This is a genomic window from Onishia taeanensis (assembly GCF_013349955.1).
GTDB lineage: Bacteria > Pseudomonadota > Gammaproteobacteria > Pseudomonadales > Halomonadaceae > Onishia > Onishia taeanensis_B.
The window spans coordinates 152,684-169,372 of record NZ_JABVXC010000003.1; the positions used below are offsets into that span (position 1 = coordinate 152,684).

Annotated in this window: 11 protein-coding genes; all 11 read left to right on the forward strand. The window is 64.9% G+C overall.

Features of this window, described 5'->3' with window-relative positions:
• The first annotated feature begins 3 nt into the window (after positions 1 to 3).
• The 11 genes from HUS66_RS05460 to HUS66_RS05510 all read left to right on the forward strand — a co-directional run bounded on the left by HUS66_RS05460 (position 4) and on the right by HUS66_RS05510 (position 16,687).
• Positions 4 to 981 carry a carbohydrate ABC transporter permease gene (locus tag HUS66_RS05460; RefSeq protein WP_175069942.1) on the forward strand — a complete coding sequence of 326 codons (978 nt, stop codon included), beginning with the start codon at positions 4 to 6 and terminating at the stop codon, positions 979 to 981.
• Positions 978 to 1,820: a carbohydrate ABC transporter permease gene (locus HUS66_RS05465; RefSeq protein WP_175069943.1), complete on the forward strand. Its 843-nt coding sequence runs from the start codon at positions 978 to 980 to the stop codon at positions 1,818 to 1,820. Before HUS66_RS05460 ends, HUS66_RS05465 begins: the two co-directional genes overlap by 4 nt.
• A 26-nt stretch (positions 1,821 to 1,846) precedes the next feature.
• The gene (locus HUS66_RS05470) at positions 1,847 to 3,484 is read left to right on the forward strand and encodes an alpha-glucosidase (RefSeq protein ID WP_175069944.1); all 1,638 of its coding nucleotides are present in this window, start codon (positions 1,847 to 1,849) and stop codon (positions 3,482 to 3,484) included.
• Positions 3,485 to 3,531: 47 nt separating this feature from the next.
• Positions 3,532 to 4,638, forward strand: coding sequence for an ABC transporter ATP-binding protein (locus HUS66_RS05475; protein WP_175069945.1), 1,107 nt, complete (start codon positions 3,532 to 3,534; stop codon positions 4,636 to 4,638).
• Between the two features lie 96 nt (positions 4,639 to 4,734).
• On the forward strand, positions 4,735 to 6,375 hold the full coding sequence (locus tag HUS66_RS05480) for an alpha-amylase family glycosyl hydrolase (RefSeq protein WP_254628705.1): 1,641 nt from the start codon (positions 4,735 to 4,737) through the stop codon (positions 6,373 to 6,375).
• A 114-nt stretch (positions 6,376 to 6,489) separates the two neighbouring features.
• Positions 6,490 to 7,758 (forward strand): ABC transporter substrate-binding protein, encoded by a 1,269-nt coding sequence (locus tag HUS66_RS05485; protein WP_175070115.1) that lies wholly within the window; start codon positions 6,490 to 6,492, stop codon positions 7,756 to 7,758.
• A 73-nt stretch (positions 7,759 to 7,831) separates the two neighbouring features.
• Positions 7,832 to 9,478, forward strand: a complete 1,647-nt coding sequence (locus HUS66_RS05490; protein ID WP_175069946.1) for an alpha-amylase family glycosyl hydrolase — start codon at positions 7,832 to 7,834, stop codon at positions 9,476 to 9,478.
• Between the two features lie 176 nt (positions 9,479 to 9,654).
• Entirely contained in the window at positions 9,655 to 10,710 is a 1,056-nt protein-coding gene (locus tag HUS66_RS05495; protein WP_175069947.1) for a LacI family DNA-binding transcriptional regulator, read from the forward strand.
• Positions 10,711 to 10,830: 120 nt separating this feature from the next.
• Positions 10,831 to 12,087, forward strand: a complete 1,257-nt coding sequence (locus tag HUS66_RS05500; protein ID WP_175069948.1) for an efflux RND transporter periplasmic adaptor subunit — start codon at positions 10,831 to 10,833, stop codon at positions 12,085 to 12,087.
• On the forward strand, positions 12,084 to 15,257 hold the full coding sequence (locus HUS66_RS05505) for an efflux RND transporter permease subunit (protein ID WP_175069949.1): 3,174 nt from the start codon (positions 12,084 to 12,086) through the stop codon (positions 15,255 to 15,257). Before HUS66_RS05500 ends, HUS66_RS05505 begins: the two co-directional genes overlap by 4 nt.
• Positions 15,254 to 16,687 (forward strand): ATP-binding protein, encoded by a 1,434-nt coding sequence (locus tag HUS66_RS05510; protein WP_254628706.1) that lies wholly within the window; start codon positions 15,254 to 15,256, stop codon positions 16,685 to 16,687. The genes HUS66_RS05505 and HUS66_RS05510 overlap by 4 nt, the downstream gene beginning before the upstream one ends.
• Positions 16,688 to 16,689 lie beyond the last annotated feature (2 nt).

Genomic DNA, 16,689 nt, shown 5'->3' on the forward strand with positions numbered 1-16,689 from the left:
GTCATGTCCACTCCTGCAACCGAAAGCGCCTCCCAGGTGGGGGCGCGCTCCACAAAGGGCGGCTATCGAGGCACCAAGGTCCGCCGCCAGCGGGTTCGCGCCGCCTGGATGTTCCTGATTCCGATGCTGGTCACTTTGGCGCTTGTCGCCGGCTGGCCGCTGGCGCGGACCTTCTACTTCAGCTTTACCGACGCCTCGCTGTCGGATACCGCCGGTGCCGCCTGGATTGGTATCGAGAACTACTTGGTCTTCGATGATGGTAACTGGTACGGCATCCTCACCGACCCAGTGTGGTGGCAGTCGGTGTGGAACACCCTGTTCTTCTCGGTGGTGTCGGTGTCCCTCGAAGTGGTGTTCGGTATCATCGTCGCCCTGCTGCTCAACGCCGAATTCAAGGGCCGCATGCTGGTACGGGCCGCAGTGTTGATTCCCTGGGCCATCCCCACCATCGTCTCGGCCAAGATGTGGGCCTGGATGCTCAATGATCAATTCGGGATCATCAACCACCTGCTGATGGCCCTGGGCCTGATCGATGCGCCCCTTGCCTGGACCGCCGATGCCTCGCTTTCGATGTGGGCCGTGATCATGGTCGATGTCTGGAAGACCATTCCCTTCGTCGCCCTGCTGGTGCTGGCCGCGCTGCAGATGCTGCCCAAGGACTGCTATGAAGCCGCCGAGGTCGACGGCATCCACCCGGTCAAGGTGTTCTTCCGCGTCACCCTGCCGCTGATCACGCCTGCCCTGCTGGTCGCCGTTATCTTCCGCCTGCTCGACGCCCTGCGTGTGTTCGACGTCATCTACGTGCTGACCTCGAACTCCACCAACACCATGACCATGTCGATCTACGCCCGTCAGCAGCTGGTCGAATTCCAGGACGTGGGCTATGGCAGTGCCGCCTCGACCCTGCTGTTCCTGATCATCGCGCTGGTGACCGTTCTCTATCTGTACCTTGGCCGGCGCCAACTGGGAGTCGACGAATGAACCGTTATCAGCAGATCAAGCTCGCCAAGCAGATCGGCAAATGGGCCCTGATCGCGGTGATCATGGTCTACGCCATCTTCCCCTTCTATTACGCCGTGATCACTTCACTGAAGCCCTCGAGCGAGCTGTTTCAGGTCGATTTCTGGCTGTCCTCGGTGGACTTTGGCAACTACGCACAAATCTTCTCTCAGGACAGCTTCATTCAGGCCATCGGCAACTCGATCCTGGTCGCCATCAGCGTGGTGTTCATTGCCCTGCTGCTGGGCGTGACCGCCTCCTATGCGCTGGGCCGGGTGCGCTTTCGCGGCCGCACCACGGTGATGCTGGTAGTGCTCGGCGTATCGATGTTCCCACAGGTCGCGGTGCTCTCGGGCCTCTTCGAGGTCATCCGCACCCTGAACCTCTACAACAGCCCCGGCGGCCTGATCCTGAGTTACACCATTTTCACCCTGCCGTTCACGGTCTGGGTGCTGACCACCTTCATGCGTCAGCTGCCCATGGAGCTCGAGGAAGCCGCCATCATGGACGGCGCCACCCCCTGGGTGACCATCACCAAGGTGTTCCTGCCACTGATGTGGCCGGCCATGGCGACCACCGGCCTGCTGGCCTTCATCGCTGCCTGGAACGAGTTCCTGTTCGCCCTGACCTTCACCCTGACCGACAGCCAGCGCACCGTGCCGGTGGCCATCGCGCTGATCTCCGGCGGTAGCCAGCATGAGCTGCCCTGGGGACCGATCATGGCGGCGTCGGTCACCGTCACCGTGCCGCTGGTCATCCTGGTGATGATCTTCCAGCGTCGCATCGTCTCCGGCCTCACCGCTGGCGCCGTCAAAGGATAACGCTCATGTCATCGATGGAATCCAAGATGCAAGAATCAACGTTCTGGTGGCGCGGCGGCGTCATCTATCAGATCTATCCACGCAGCTTTATGGACAGTAAAGGTGATGGCATCGGCGACCTGCCAGGCATCACCGAGAAGCTCGAGTACGTGGCCTCGCTGAACGTCGATGGCATCTGGCTATCGCCCTTCTTCACCTCACCGATGCTCGATTTCGGCTACGACATCAGCGACTACCGCGACGTCGACCCGATGTTCGGCACCCTCGAGGACTTCAAAACGCTGCTCGAGCGTGCCCATGAGCTGGGCCTCAAGGTGATGATCGACCAGGTGATCAGCCACACCTCGGATCAGCATCCCTGGTTCCAGGAAAGCCGCCAGGACCGCACCAACGACAAGGCCGACTGGTTCGTGTGGGCGGATCCCAAGCCTGACGGCACGCCGCCCAACAACTGGCTGTCGATCTTCGGCGGCTCGGCCTGGACCTTCGATTCGCGACGCCGCCAGTACTACCTGCACAACTTCCTGGAAAGCCAGCCGGACGTGAACTTCCACAATCCGCAGGCACGAAAAGCCCAGCTCGACAATATGCGCTTCTGGCTGGAGCTGGGCGTCGACGGCTTCCGTCTCGACACCGTCAACTTCTACTTCCATGACCTTGAGCTTCGCGACAATCCGCCAGTGCCGGCGGGCGAGGCCAAGACGCTGGGCGCGCCTGACGCCAATCCCTATACCTGGCAGCGCCACGTCTATGACCTGAGCCGCCCGGAGAACCTCGACTTCCTCAAGGAGCTGCGCGCCCTGATGGACGAGTTCCCCGGCACCACCACGGTGGGCGAGATCGGCGACGACAACCCCCTCGAGCGCATGGCCGAATACACCGCCGGCGGCGACAAGCTGCACATGGCCTATGGCTTCGATCTGCTCAATGCACCGCACTCCGCCAGCTACATCCGCGAGGTGATCGAACGTTTCCAGCGCCTGGCCGGCGATGCCTGGCCGTGCTGGGCGCTGTCCAACCATGACGTGGTACGCAGTGCCACACGCTGGGGCGCCGACGAGGCCCCAGTGGCCTATCCCAAGGTGGCGCTAGCGATGGTGATGTCGCTGCGCGGTAGCGTCTGCCTTTACCAGGGCGAGGAGCTGGGACTGCCGGAGGCCGATGTGCCCTTCGAGCGCATTCAGGACCCCTACGGCAAGGTACTGTGGCCGCAATTCAAAGGGCGTGACGGCTGCCGCACGCCGATGCCCTGGAGCGATGATGTCCAAGGCGGCTTCTCACCGGTCGAGCCCTGGCTACCGGTAGAACCCCGCCACCTGCTGCTCTCGGTGGCCCGCCAGCAGGATGACGCCAGCTCGGTCCTCAATGCTACCCGTGCGATCCTGGCCTTCCGCCGCGACCATCCGGCGCTTGTCGACGGCGATATTTCTCTGGTCGAGGTCGGCGAGGAACTGCTGGGGTTCATCCGCGAGACCGACGGCCAGCAGGGCCGCGAGCGACTGCTGTGCGTCTTCAATCTGACCGGGAAGTCCCATGAAACCACCCTGCCGGTCTCTAGCGACGAGAACGCCCGGCTGCTCGACGGCCCCGGCTTCCAGTCGAGCCTCGAAGCATCGCAACTGATATTGCCGGCCTACCAGGCCGCCTTTATCTCGCTCGATTAACCCTTTTTCACATGCCGGCGCCTTGAGCGCCGGCAGGGAGTCGCAAGATGGCAAACGTGAACCTCTCAAAGATCAACAAGGTCTTCGGCAGCACCCATATCATCAAGGATCTGGATCTCGAGGTCGGCGATGGCGAATTTGTAGTCTTCGTCGGCCCCTCCGGCTGTGGTAAGTCAACCCTGCTGCGCCTGATCGCTGGCCTCGAGTCGATCACCGACGGCGACATGCACTTCGCCGACGACCTGGTCAACGACCTGCCGCCTCGCGAACGTGGCGTGGGCATGGTGTTTCAGTCCTACGCCCTCTATCCGCACATGACGGTGTACGAGAACATGGCCTTCGGTCTCAAGCTCGCCAAGACCGACAAGCAGAGCATCGAGCAGCGCGTCATGGAGACCGCCCGTATTCTGCAGCTCGAGGAACTGCTGCAACGCAAGCCCAAGGAGCTCTCCGGTGGCCAGCGTCAGCGCGTCGCCATGGGCCGTGCCATGGCCCGGGAGCCGCGCATCCTGCTGTTCGATGAGCCACTCTCGAACCTGGACGCCTCGCTGCGCGTGCAGATGCGCAACGAGATCGCTCGCCTGCATCATCGCCTCGGCTCGACCATGATCTACGTCACCCACGACCAGGTGGAGGCCATGACGCTGGCCGACAAGATCGTGGTGCTGCGTGATGGCCGCATCGAGCAGGTCGGCAGCCCCCAGACCCTTTATCAGCAGCCCGCCACTAAGTTCGTTGCCGGCTTCATCGGCTCGCCGACCATGAATTTCATGCCGGCGGAGTTGCTCGGCGGCGATGGCAACGGCTGCCGGGTCAGCACACCCGGCCTCGGCGAGCTGGCCCTGCCCCAGGACGCCAGCGGCAAGTCACCCGGCGCCGAACTGAGCCTTGGCGTGCGCCCAGAGCACCTGCGCCTGGCAGAGGCCGAGGGCGAAAACGCCTTCGAGATCGTCAATGTCGAGTACCTGGGCAACGAGGTCTATGTCTACCTCGAGCCCAAGGCCGGCGACACCCTGCTGATCCATCGCAGCGAGGCGCCCAGTCGCTGGCACCTAGGCCAACGCGTGGCCCTGGTTCCCGACATCGAGCAAGTGCATCTCTTCGATGCGACGGACAAGGCACTGGCAGTCAACGGTGCCAAGGCCGCGGCCTGATGCCCAGCCCCAAGCGTGGGTGACAATATTGAGAGTGATAGGGGGCTGCTCGTCTAGCGCCCCCGATCCCAGCCATATTCTCTGGAGGTTAGTTTCTTGAAGAATCAACAACTTCACAGCGACCCCGGCTGGTGGCGTGGCGCCGTCATCTACCAGATCTACCCCCGCAGCTTCATGGATGCCAGCGGCGATGGCATTGGCGATCTGGCCGGGATTACCTCACGCCTCGAGTATGTGGCGAGCCTCAATGTCGACGCTATCTGGCTATCCCCCTTCTTCACTTCGCCGATGGACGACTTCGGCTATGACGTCGCCGACTATTGCGATGTCGACCCCATGTTCGGCAGCTTGGATGACTTCCGTGCCCTGATCGAGCGCGCCCATGAACTTGGGCTCAAGGTAATCATCGACCAGGTGCTGTCGCACAGCTCCGACCAACATGCCTGGTTTCAGGAGAGTCGACAGGACCGCACCAACCCCAAGGCCGACTGGTATGTCTGGGCCGACCCCAAGCCCGACGGCACGCCACCGAATAACTGGATGGCGGCCTTCAGCGGTCGCGCCTGGACCTTCGACGCCCGGCGCCGCCAGTACTACCTGCACAACTTCCTGGCAAGCCAGCCGGACCTCAACTTCCACCACTCGGAGGTGCGCGAGGCCCAGCTCGATAACCTACGCTTCTGGCTCGAGCTCGGCGTCGATGGCTTCCGCTTCGACGTGGTCAACTACTACTTCCACGACCCGGCGCTCACCGACAACCCACCGATGCCCCGGGAGCGGGTCCACCCCGGCAATCCTCAGAGTTACCAGTTCCAGCGCTACAACATCGAGCAGCCAGAGAACCTGGCCTATCTCGAACGCATCCGCGCCCTGCTCGACGAGTACCCGGGATCGACCACCGTGGGCGAGATCGCCGGCAACGACCCGCTGCCGATCATGGCCGCCTATACCCGGGGCGACAAGCGTCTGCACATGGCCTACACCTTCGACCTGCTGGACAGCACCGGGGACGCTACCGAACTCCATGACGTTCTGGCGCGCTTTGCCGAGCTGGGCGACGACACCTGGCCGTGCTGGGCACTGTCCAACCACGACGTGGTACGCAGCGCCACCAGTTGGGGCGAGGACCGTGCGCTGTTGGCCCTGACCGTGCTGTGCTCGCTGCGCGGCAGCCTGTGCCTCTACCAGGGGGAGGAGCTGGGCCTGCCCGAGGCCGAGCTGGCCTATGAAGACCTGCAGGATCCCTTCGGTATCAACCTGTGGCCGGAGGTCAAGGGCCGTGACGGCTGCCGCACGCCGATGGTCTGGGACGCGTCTGCCAATGGCGGCTTCTGCCCCGCAGGTGTCGCCCCCTGGCTGCCGGTGTTCGCGCCCCATCGACCACTGGCAGTGGCCCGTCAGGACGCCGCCCCCGACAGCTTGCTAGCCCAAGTCCGCGGGCTGCTCAAGCGGCGGGGGACGAGCGAGACACTGCGCCAGGGCGACCAGCAATTGATCGCACCCAGCGAGTTGCCCGAGGGCGTCTTCGGCGTGATCCGCACCCTTGGCGAGCGGCATCTGCTGTGCCTGGCGCATCTCGGCCATGGCGAAGTCCCAGACGAGATCGCCCTCGATGGGCTGGCTGACGGCCTGAAAGACACACAGCCCGTCGATCTACCGGGGATGCCGACACCTACTCGGCAGGGCAGCACCCTGCACCTGATGCCCGGCAGTGCCGCCTGGCTGGAACTGCGCTGACGTCTCCCCCAAGGAAGACGCCGAGACGATCGGCGTCATCCTCACCAGACCACAATCACAACACTGGAGACCCCTGGAATGCCTAGCCTCGTCACATCCTCGCCGCTTCCCGCCATGCGACTGCTGAAAGGCGGCGCCGTCGCCCTGCTGCTCAGCGGCGCGACCCTGGCCACTCCCCAGGTGCTGGCTACCGAGATATCGATCGCCTGCGGTGCCGGCGATTCCTCCGACTACTGTCCGGCGCTCGCCGAGCAGTGGGCCGAGAAGACCGGCAATACGGTCAACATCATCACCACGCCCAACGATCCCACCGAGAAACTGTCGCTCTACCAGCAGTTACTGGGCAGCCAGTCCAGCGATGTCGACGTGCTGCTGGTCGACATCGTCTGGCCGGGTCTGCTCGACGACCACCTAGTGGACCTCTACGAGTATCTGCCGGCGGATATCACCGAGGACTTCTTCCCGGCACTGGTCGACAACAACACCATCGACGGCCGTCTGGTGGCCATGCCCTGGTACACCGATGCCGGCCTGCTCTACTACCGCAAAGACCTGCTGGAGAAGTACGGTTACGAGGTACCCCAGACCTGGCAGGAACTGACCGACACCGCCGAGGCCATCCAGGCCGCCGAGCGCGAGGCCGGCAACGCCGACTTCTGGGGCTACACCTTCCAGGGGCGTGCCTACGAAGGCCTGACCTGCAACGCCCTGGAGTGGGTGGCGAGCCACGGCGGAGGCACCATCGTCGATGGCGAGGGCGAGGTGACCATCGACAACCCACAAGCCGCCGCCGCCCTAGACCTGGCCGCCTCCTGGATCGGCACCATTTCGCCGGAAGGCGCACTGAACCACACCGAGGAGGAAACCCGCGGGATCTTCCAGTCCGGCAATGCTCTATTCCTGCGCAACTGGCCCTATGTGTGGGCGCTGGCCAACAGCGAGGGCAGCGAGGTGGCCGGCAAGATCGGCATGGCGAGCCTGCCGCATGGGCCGAAAGGCGAGTCCAAGGCGACTCTGGGCGGCTGGAACGTCGCCGTGTCGCGCTACTCCGAGCATCCGGCACTGGCCGCCGACCTGGCCGCCTACATCACCGCCGAGCCGCAGCAGAAGGCGCATGCCGTCAAGATGGGCCGTAACCCGACCATCGAATCGCTCTACCAGGACGAGCAAGTACTGGCCAGCAATCCGTCGATGCGCGATCTCTACGAGACCCTGGTCAATGGCGTGCCGCGACCCGCCTCGGTCACTGGCGATGCCTATGCACGGGTCTCCAACGCCTTCTTCAACCGCACCCACCAGGTGCTCTCCGGCGATCTCGACGGGGCCAGCGCCGTCCAGCAGTTGAGCCGTGAGCTCGAGCGCCTGAGCCGGCGCGGCTGGTAATGCCGTCTCGCTCGCCCGGCCGGAGGCGCTCCGGCCGGGCCCTGCCACGCGCAAACCGATAAGGAAACCCTGGATGACGCTTTGCCAATCGCGCCAAGACACCCGCCATGACTGGTGGCGTGGCGCCACCCTCTATCAGATCTACCCCCGCAGCTTCGTGGATGCCAACGGCGACGGCATTGGCGATCTGACCGGCATCACCTCACGCCTCGAGCATGTGGCGAGCCTCAATGTCGACGCCATCTGGCTGTCACCGATCTGCACCTCGCCGATGGACGACTTCGGCTATGATGTCAGTGACTATCGCGATGTCGATCCCATGTTCGGCACCCTCGACGACTTCCGTGCCCTGCTCGAGCGCGCCCACGCCCTGGGGCTCAAGGTAATCATCGATCAGGTGCTCTCGCACAGTTCCGACCAACATGTCTGGTTCCAGGAGAGCCGCCAGGACCGCACCAACCCCAAGGCCGACTGGTACGTGTGGGCCAACCCCAGGCCCGACGGCTCGGCCCCCAACAACTGGCTGGCGGCCTTCGGCGGACCGGCCTGGACCTTCGATTCGCGACGTTGCCAGTACTACCTGCATAACTTCCTGGCAAGCCAGCCGGACCTCAACTTCCACCACCCAGAAGTGCGCGAGGCCCATCTCGACAACCTGCGCTTCTGGCTGGAGCTCGGTGTCGATGGCTTCCGCTTCGACACCGCCAACTTCTACTTCCACGACCGCAAGCTAACCGACAATCCGCCCTCGTCGGACGCGTATCGGCGGCGCGGTCATCCGCGCAGTTATCAGCTGCTCACCCACAACACCGACCAGCCCGAGAACCTGACTTATCTAGAGCGCATCCGCGCCCTGCTCGACGAATACCCGGGCAGTACCAGCGTGGGCGAAATCGGAGGCAGCAACCCGCTGCCGACCATGGCCGCCTATACCCGGGGCGACACTCGCCTGCACATGGCCTACACCTTCGATCTGCTGGATAGCACCGGAGAAGCCGCCGCGCTGTATCGGGTACTATCTCGCTTCGTCGAGATCGGCGACGATGCCTGGCCATGCTGGGCGCTGTCCAACCACGACGTCGCCCGCAGCGCCAGTCGCTGGGGCGAGGACCGTGCGCTGTTGGCCCTGACCGTGCTGTGCTCGCTGCGCGGCAGCCTGTGCCTCTACCAGGGTGAGGAGCTGGGCCTGTCCGAGGCCGAGCTGGCCTATGAAGACCTGCAGGATCCCTTCGGCATCAACCTGTGGCCCGAGGTCAAGGGCCGTGACGGCTGCCGCACGCCGATGGTCTGGGACGAGTCTGCCAATGGCGGCTTCTGCCCCGCAGGCGTCGCTCCCTGGCTGCCGGTGTTCGCGCCCCATCGGCCACTGGCGGTGACCCGTCAGGACGCCGCCCCCGACAGCTTGCTAGCCCAAGTCCGCGGGCTGCTCAAGCGAAGGGGGACGAGCGAGACACTGCGCCAGGGCGACCAGCGATTGATCGCACCCAGCGAGTTGCCCGAGGGCGTCTTCGGCGTAATCCGCACCATTGGCGAGCGGCACCTGCTGTGCCTGGCGCATCTCGGCCATGGTGAAGCACCGGCCGAGATCGCCCTCGATGGGCTGGCTGACGGCCTGCAAGACACACAGCCCGTCGACCTACCGGGGATGCCGACACCTACTCGGCAGGGCAGCATCCTGCAGCTGATGCCCGGCACCGCTGCCTGGTTGGCGCAGCACTGAATCAAGGCGACAGAGGGCCTTCTGCTCACCCTCACCGAGCCCGGGCGGGGCTTGAGGCACACCACACGGAAGCCCCCTCGGTGAGGTAGCTGTTCATCGATAGCCTCCATGGTTATAGTTGGCCCCTAACTAAATCGATACAGAATCGTTCCTGACTCCGAGAGCCGACCACCCACGTGTCTTCGTCACCCCGTATTACCCTGAAAGAGCTAGCCGTGGAGCTGGGCGTTTCCACCGCAAGCGTCTCCAACGCCTTCAACCGCCCCGATCAGCTCTCGCCCAAGCTGCGCGAACGCATTCTCAACGAGGCCAAGCGGCTCGGCTATCGCGGCCCCGATGCCAAGGCGCGCAGTCTGCGCACCGGGCGCTCGCGGATCATCGCCGTAGTGTTGGCCGAGAGCCTGACCTATAGCATCAACGACGCCGTGGCCAGCGAGCTGCTGTCGGGGGTTGCCGAGGTACTGGATGCGCACGGTCATACTCTGCTGCTGCTCTCCGGTCGTCAGCACGCTTCCCAGGTTCCTGGCTCCTCGAGCATCGCCGACGGCTACATCGTCTATGGCCTGATGCCGAGCCTGATGATGCTCGATGAGCTGCCGCGACTCGGCGAACGTCAACTGGTAGCGGTGGACTTCGACCTAGAGGGCTACCCAGCGGTACATGTCGACAACGAGCCGGCCAGTTACGCCGTCGCCCGCCATGCCCTAAGCGCGCGCCCCAAGCGCCCCGGCATTATCAACCTGCGGCTCACCAAGCATCCCTGCAACGCCCGGATCGGCCCGGACCAGGAGCTGCTGCCCGCCGACCGGACCATCACCCGCTCACGGCTGGTCGGTTTTCATCGCGCCCTTGAGGAACAAGGCTTTGACCCGGCCACAGTGCCGATGTGGAACATCGAGGAGAACACTTTCGAGGTCTGCGCCCCGGTGATCGGCGAGATCCTCGACCTGCCCGACGACGAACGCCCCGACCTGCTGCTGTGCATGTCCGACCGTATCGCCCTGACCGTGCTTACCCTAGCCGAGCAGCGCGGCCTGCGCGTGCCCGAGGACCTGCGCATCACCGGCTTCGACGGCATCGCCGAGGGCCAGTACCGGGCGCCACGTCTGACCACGGTGCGTCAGGACAGCGTCGAGAAGGGCCGCATCGCCGCGCGCATGATTCTGGGCCTGGCGCCCCGGGAGGACCGACAACTTCCCACCGAACTGATCTTCGGTGAGACCTGCCCGTAAGACGCTGACCGGGGCCTGGGCGAGCACCGACGGTTCCCTTCGGGTTGCACGTTCTTTCCCCGCTTCCCATCAGCGGGCATGGCATCATGGATGGCTCGCTTCAGGCTGATTGGAGTCTTCATGTCCGCCCCTCCTGCTTCGCCATCTCATCCACCTCGCCGCCCATGGCTGGCGCGGCTGTCTGCCATCGCGATTCTGGTGCTCGCCGTCGCCGTGGCCGGCTACTGGCTGACGCATCGGCCCCAGGCACCCAAACGCGCGCCGGCCGAACGCCCGGTGCCACGGGTTGAGGTGATGACGGTCGGGCACCAGGCCGAAGCGCCGGTGCTGAACGCCCACGGCCGCGTACTGGCCGCTCGGGAAACGACCCTGTCGACCTCGATCAATGGCCGCCTCGAAGCCTTCGCACCGCAGGTCGAACCGGGGCACCGGGTTGCCAAAGGGCAGTGGTTGGCAAGGCTCGAGCGTACCGACTACGAACTGGCCCTGCGCGAGGCAGAAGCGTCGCTCGCCAGCGCCGAGTCGGATCTTGCCTCCGAGCAAGGCGAGCAGATCCGTGCCGCCGCCGAGTACAAGACCTTTGGTCGTGACCTTCCCCCGGCCCGGCGCGCCCTGGTCCTGCGCGAGCCCCAACTCAAGGCGGCCAAGGCCGCCGTGGAAACCGCTCGTGCCCAACGCGACCGGGCTCAGGCCGACCTGGCACGCACCGAAGTGACCGCTCCCTTCGATGCCGTGATTCAGGAAAAGCTGGTCGGCGAGGGAGCCGGGCTCGGCGCCTATGCCGATATCCTCAGCCTGGTCGGCATCGAGCGCTTCTGGGTACGCCTCAACCTGCCCCAGGAGGCGCTGACCTGGCTCGATACCCACAATGCCGACGGCCATGGCAGCCGCGTAGCGCTTAACAGCCCCGCCTGGCCCGACGGTCAGGTTCGTGAGGGCGAAGTGTGGAGCGTGCTGCCGAGCCTCGAGGAAAACGGCTTGATGACTCAGGTAATGGTGGCGGTGGAGGACCCGCTGGCACTCGAGCATGAGGGGGCCCCAGCGCTGCGCCTGGGCGATCTGCTGGAAGCACGGCTCTATCCCACCCAGACCCGCCAACTGATCCGCCTACCCGTCTCGGCCCTGCGCGGCAGCCGCCAGGTCTGGGTGCTCGATGAAAACGATCATCTGAGAATGCGTGACGTCGAGCTCGCCCACCGCGGCGACGAGGCCGCCCTAGTCGAGGCGGGCCTGAACGACGGCGAGCGTGTGATACTGGGCAACCTGGCCAATGCCGAGGCCGGCATGGTGCTGAAAGCCCGTGACAGCAACATTGCCGAATCCTCGGACAGCGCCTCCGACGACGCCGCAACGCCTCGCCAGGAGGACAAGGCATGAGCCAAGCGCCTGCTCACCACTCCTTCCGCGGCCCCATCGCCTGGATGCATGACCACGGGGTAGCCGCCAATCTGCTGATGCTGTGCCTGATCCTCGGTGGTCTGTGGAGTTCGACCCTGATCACCAAGGAAGTCTTTCCGAGCTTCACGCTGGAGACCGTCAACGTCTCCGTGAGCTACCCCGGTGCGACGCCCGAAGAGGTCGAGCAGAGCCTGCTGCTGGCCATGGAATCGGCCGCGCAGAATGTCGAGGGTACCGACGAAATCACCGCCACCGCCCAGGAAGGCAGTGGCTCGCTGTCGATCGAGCTCCAGGATGGCATCGAGACGATGCGCGCCTATCAGGATATCCAACAGGCCATCGACGGCCTGACCACCCTGCCGGACGCGGCGGAGCCCCCAAACTATTCACTGAGCGGCCGCTCCCGGGCGGTCATCGAACTGATGCTGCACGGTGACGGCGATGCCTTGACCCTGCGCGACGTGGGCGAGCGGCTGCGCAGCGAACTGCTGTCGAGCACCGGCATCACCAAGGTCGAGCTGTCCGGCATTCGGGATCGGCAGGTCCAGGTGACCCTCGACCAGACGGCCCTGCGTCGCTACGGCCTCGACCATGGTGACTTGGCGACCCGCATCGGCAACGAGGCTCTTAACCTCGCCGGCGGCAGTCTCGACACCCGGGACGGTGAGTACATGGTGCGCTACGAGGCACGCCGCGAGGGCGCCGCCGACTTCGCTCGGCTGCCGGTGCTGTCGACCCAGGATGGCAGTGTGATCCGACTAGGCGACATCGCCACCATCAAGGATGGCTTCGCCGACAGCGACAGCGAAGTGCTCTACGACGGTCAACCTGCCATCGGCCTGGATATCTACCAGGTCGGCGACCAGACCCCGACCGAACTGTCGGCCACGACCCAAGAACTTCTCCCCGCCCTGCGCGCAAGCCTGCCCGAGGGGCTCTCGCTGAGCGTTGCCGACGACGACTCCGAGATCTATCAGGACCGTCTGGAACTGCTGCTCAAGAACGCCTGGCTGGGGCTGGCGCTGGTACTGGTGCTGCTCGGGCTCTTTCTCGAGGCGCGGCTGGCATTCTGGGTCACCCTGGGCATTCCCACCGCCTTCTTGGGCTCCTTGCTGTTCCTGCCGCTGGTGGATGTCTCGATCAACATGATCTCGATGTTCGCGTTCATCATTGCACTAGGCATCGTGGTCGACGACGCCATCATCGTCGGGGAAAACATCCATGCGCACCGAGAGCGCGGCGCCAGCTCCCGGGAGGCAGCGATTCTCGGTGCCCGGGAGATCGCCGTACCGCTGGCCTTCGCGATTCTCTCCAACATCGTCGCCTTCCTGCCGCTGCTGTTCCTGCCCGGGTTCCTGGGCCTGATCTTCGGCATCATTCCGCTGGTGGTGATCTGTATCTTCGCCCTGAGCTGGATCGAAGCGGTGTTCATTCTGCCCGCCCATCTGAGCCATGCGAGTCGCGCGCCAAACCGCCTGCTAGCGCCGCTTGATCGGCTGCGTCGGCGGGTACAGGGCGGTCTCGACCGCTTTACGCAAGGGCCCTTTCGCTCACTGCTCGAACGAAGCCTCGACTACCGCGGCCTGACCGTAGCCCTGGCGCTGGCCATGCTGGTCCTGGCGCTGGGCTGGCTGGGCAGTGGCCGACTCGGCTTTACCCTGATGCCGCGGGTGGAATCCCACCAGGCCGGCGTCACCGCCAACCTGCCGGCGGGCAGCCCTATTGCCGACGACCGAGCACTGCGTGACCACCTGCTGGCCGCTCTCAAAAGGGTGGAACAACGCGACGATGGCCCGGTACTGGCCGCCAGCAGCGCCACCATCGATGCCGACAGCCTCAGCGTAGTGGCCTTCCTCGATACCGACGCCGACGACAACTGGTCCACTGGCCAGCTCAGCCGCGCCTGGCGTGAGGAGGTCGGCCACCCGGCTGGCGCCGACACCCTGCTGTTCGAATCCGACGTGGGCGGCCCCGGCCGCGGCGCCGGCCTGACAATACGCCTGTCAGCCGCTGACAGCGCTTCGCTGGAAAGGGCCGCCGAGCGCGTTGCCGAACGGCTCGCCGACTACCAGCCGCTCACCGACATCGACAGCGGCCTAGAGAACGGCAAGCGCGAGCTGCGCCTGTCATTGACCGCCACCGGCCGTGCCCTAGGGCTCGATGGTAGCGACCTGGCGAGCCAGCTGCGTGGACCGCTGCAGGGCGCTACCGCCCTCAAGCAACAGCAGGGCCGCAATGAGGTCGAAGTCAAGGTACTGCTGCCCGAGAGCGACCGCACCAGTCTCGCTCAGCTCGAGGGGCTCAGCGTGCTGACGCCTGATGGCGTCGAGGTTCCCCTCTCAAGGGTCGCTCAGATCATCACCGACACCGCCGCCTCGACCATCACCCGCATTGACGGCCGGCGGGTCATCGATGTCACCGCCAACGCCACCCCGCCGACGGCGGTCAATCAGGTGATCACGAGCCTCGAAGAGGAGGTCTTCCCCCAATTGCGCGCCGACATGCCTGGGCTGAATATTGGCTTCGGCGGTCGCCAGCAGGAGACCAGTGACAACCTGAAGAGCCTCCAGACGTCGTTGCTGTTCACCCTTGCCACGCTCTATCTGCTGCTGGCGATTCCCTTTCGCAGCTATCTGCAGCCGCTGCTGGTCATGGCGGCGATTCCCTTCGGCCTGATCGGCGCGGTGATCGGTCACCTGCTGATGGGCTATGGCCTGTCGGTAATCAGCCTGCTCGGCATGCTGGCGCTATCGGGGATCGTCATCAACGACGCCCTGGTGCTGATCGACACCGCCAACCGGCACCGCCTGGCCGGGCAAGACCCGCGCAGTGCGGTGACCGCCGCCGCCCTGCGTCGCCTGCGCCCGATTTTGCTGACGACGCTCACCACCTTCTTCGGCCTGGCGCCGATGATCTTCGAGACCTCCCGTCAGGCGCGGTTCATGATCCCGATGGCGATCTCGATCGGCTTCGGGATCCTGTTCGCCACCCTGATTCTGCTACTGCTGGTCCCCTCACTGTACCTGCTGATCGAGGATGCCCGCCGAACCTTGGGCGTGTCCCGACGCCCTGATGCAGACGCGGAGAATAAGGACGACCACAGCACCCAGCCTGCCGATGGAGAAACCCGATATCTGGAGTCGCCATGACCGATGATGCTATGCCCAAGCGCCGCCTGGCGCGCCCAGCTCTCTCGGTGCTGGGCCTCAAGCTGTTCGCGATTATCCTGGTCGTCAACGTGGCGATTTCCGGGCTAGTCTTCGTCGGGATATCGCGGAGCATCAATAACGGCTTCATCGACTATCTGGAGACCACGCAAGCTGAACTGGTGACCAAGCTCGCCAGCGCCCTCGGCGAAGAGTGGGGCCGGGAAGGCAACTGGCAATGGCTGCGCACCGACCCGCGGGCCTGGCGCGAACTGGTCCGTAATCAGCTATGGCCAGAGGGCCATCCACCGCCGGTGGGCATCCAGCGCGACATGACCAGGGCACGGGATTTCGTGCTGCATGACGAGAACGGGCTGCCGGTGATCGGCCTGCCGCCACGCCGGGATAGCAACCCGGCCCGGCTGGAGTGGATACCGATACGTCACGAGGGACGCCAGGTCGGCACCCTGGGCTATGTGCCGCCAGACCAGCTGATGGAGCACATGGAGAAGATCTTCCTCGATCAGCAGCAGCGCAACCTGGGAATCATCGTTGCCTCACTGGTGCTGGCGTCCCTGCTACTGGCAGGCGGTTTGTCCTGGTGGCTCGGTCGGCGCACCCAGAGCATGGCGCTGGCCACCCGCCGCCTCACTCAGGGTGACTATGGCGCGCGTCTCACCGAACGCGGCCGCGATGAGCTATCGCGCCTGTCCCGGGACTTCAATGTGCTGGCCGAGACGCTGGAGGCCAACCGCGAGTCGCGACAGCGCTGGGTGACGGATATCGCCCACGAGCTGCGCACCCCGCTGGCAGTGCTGCGCGGCGAGATCGAGGCTATGCAGGATGGGATACGCCCACTGGACCAGGACAATCTGGCCTCGCTATCCCAGGAGGTCGGCCAGCTCGAACGCCTGGTCGGCGATCTACGCTTGCTCGCCCAGAGCGATGCCGGCGCCCTGGAGGTCTCGCTGGCGCCGCTGGACCTGGCCGATAGCCTCAGGGGGCGTCTGGAGGATGCCCAGGGCTGGATCGCCGAGCACGCCATCAGCCTTGAAAGCGACATCAAAGGCCCGGTGATGATTCGCGGCGATGCCCAGCGGCTGCGCCAGCTATGGAGCAACCTGATCGACAATACCCTGGCCTACACCACGCCGCCGGGAACGCTGCGCGTCCAAGTCGAGGTTAAGGAACAACGGGCTCACCTCACCTGGCAGGACAGCGCACCCGGCGTGCCGAAGGCGGAGCTTGCACGACTGATCCAGCGACTCTATCGCGTTGAAGGCTCCCGCAGCCGCAAGAGCGGCGGCTCGGGGCTCGGTCTCTCGATTGCCGCCGCCTTGGTCAGTGCTCATGGCGGCACTCTACATGCCTCAGCGTCCTCCCTTGGCGGGTTATGCTGGACCATCGACTTTCCCCTTATGCCTAATGCTTGATA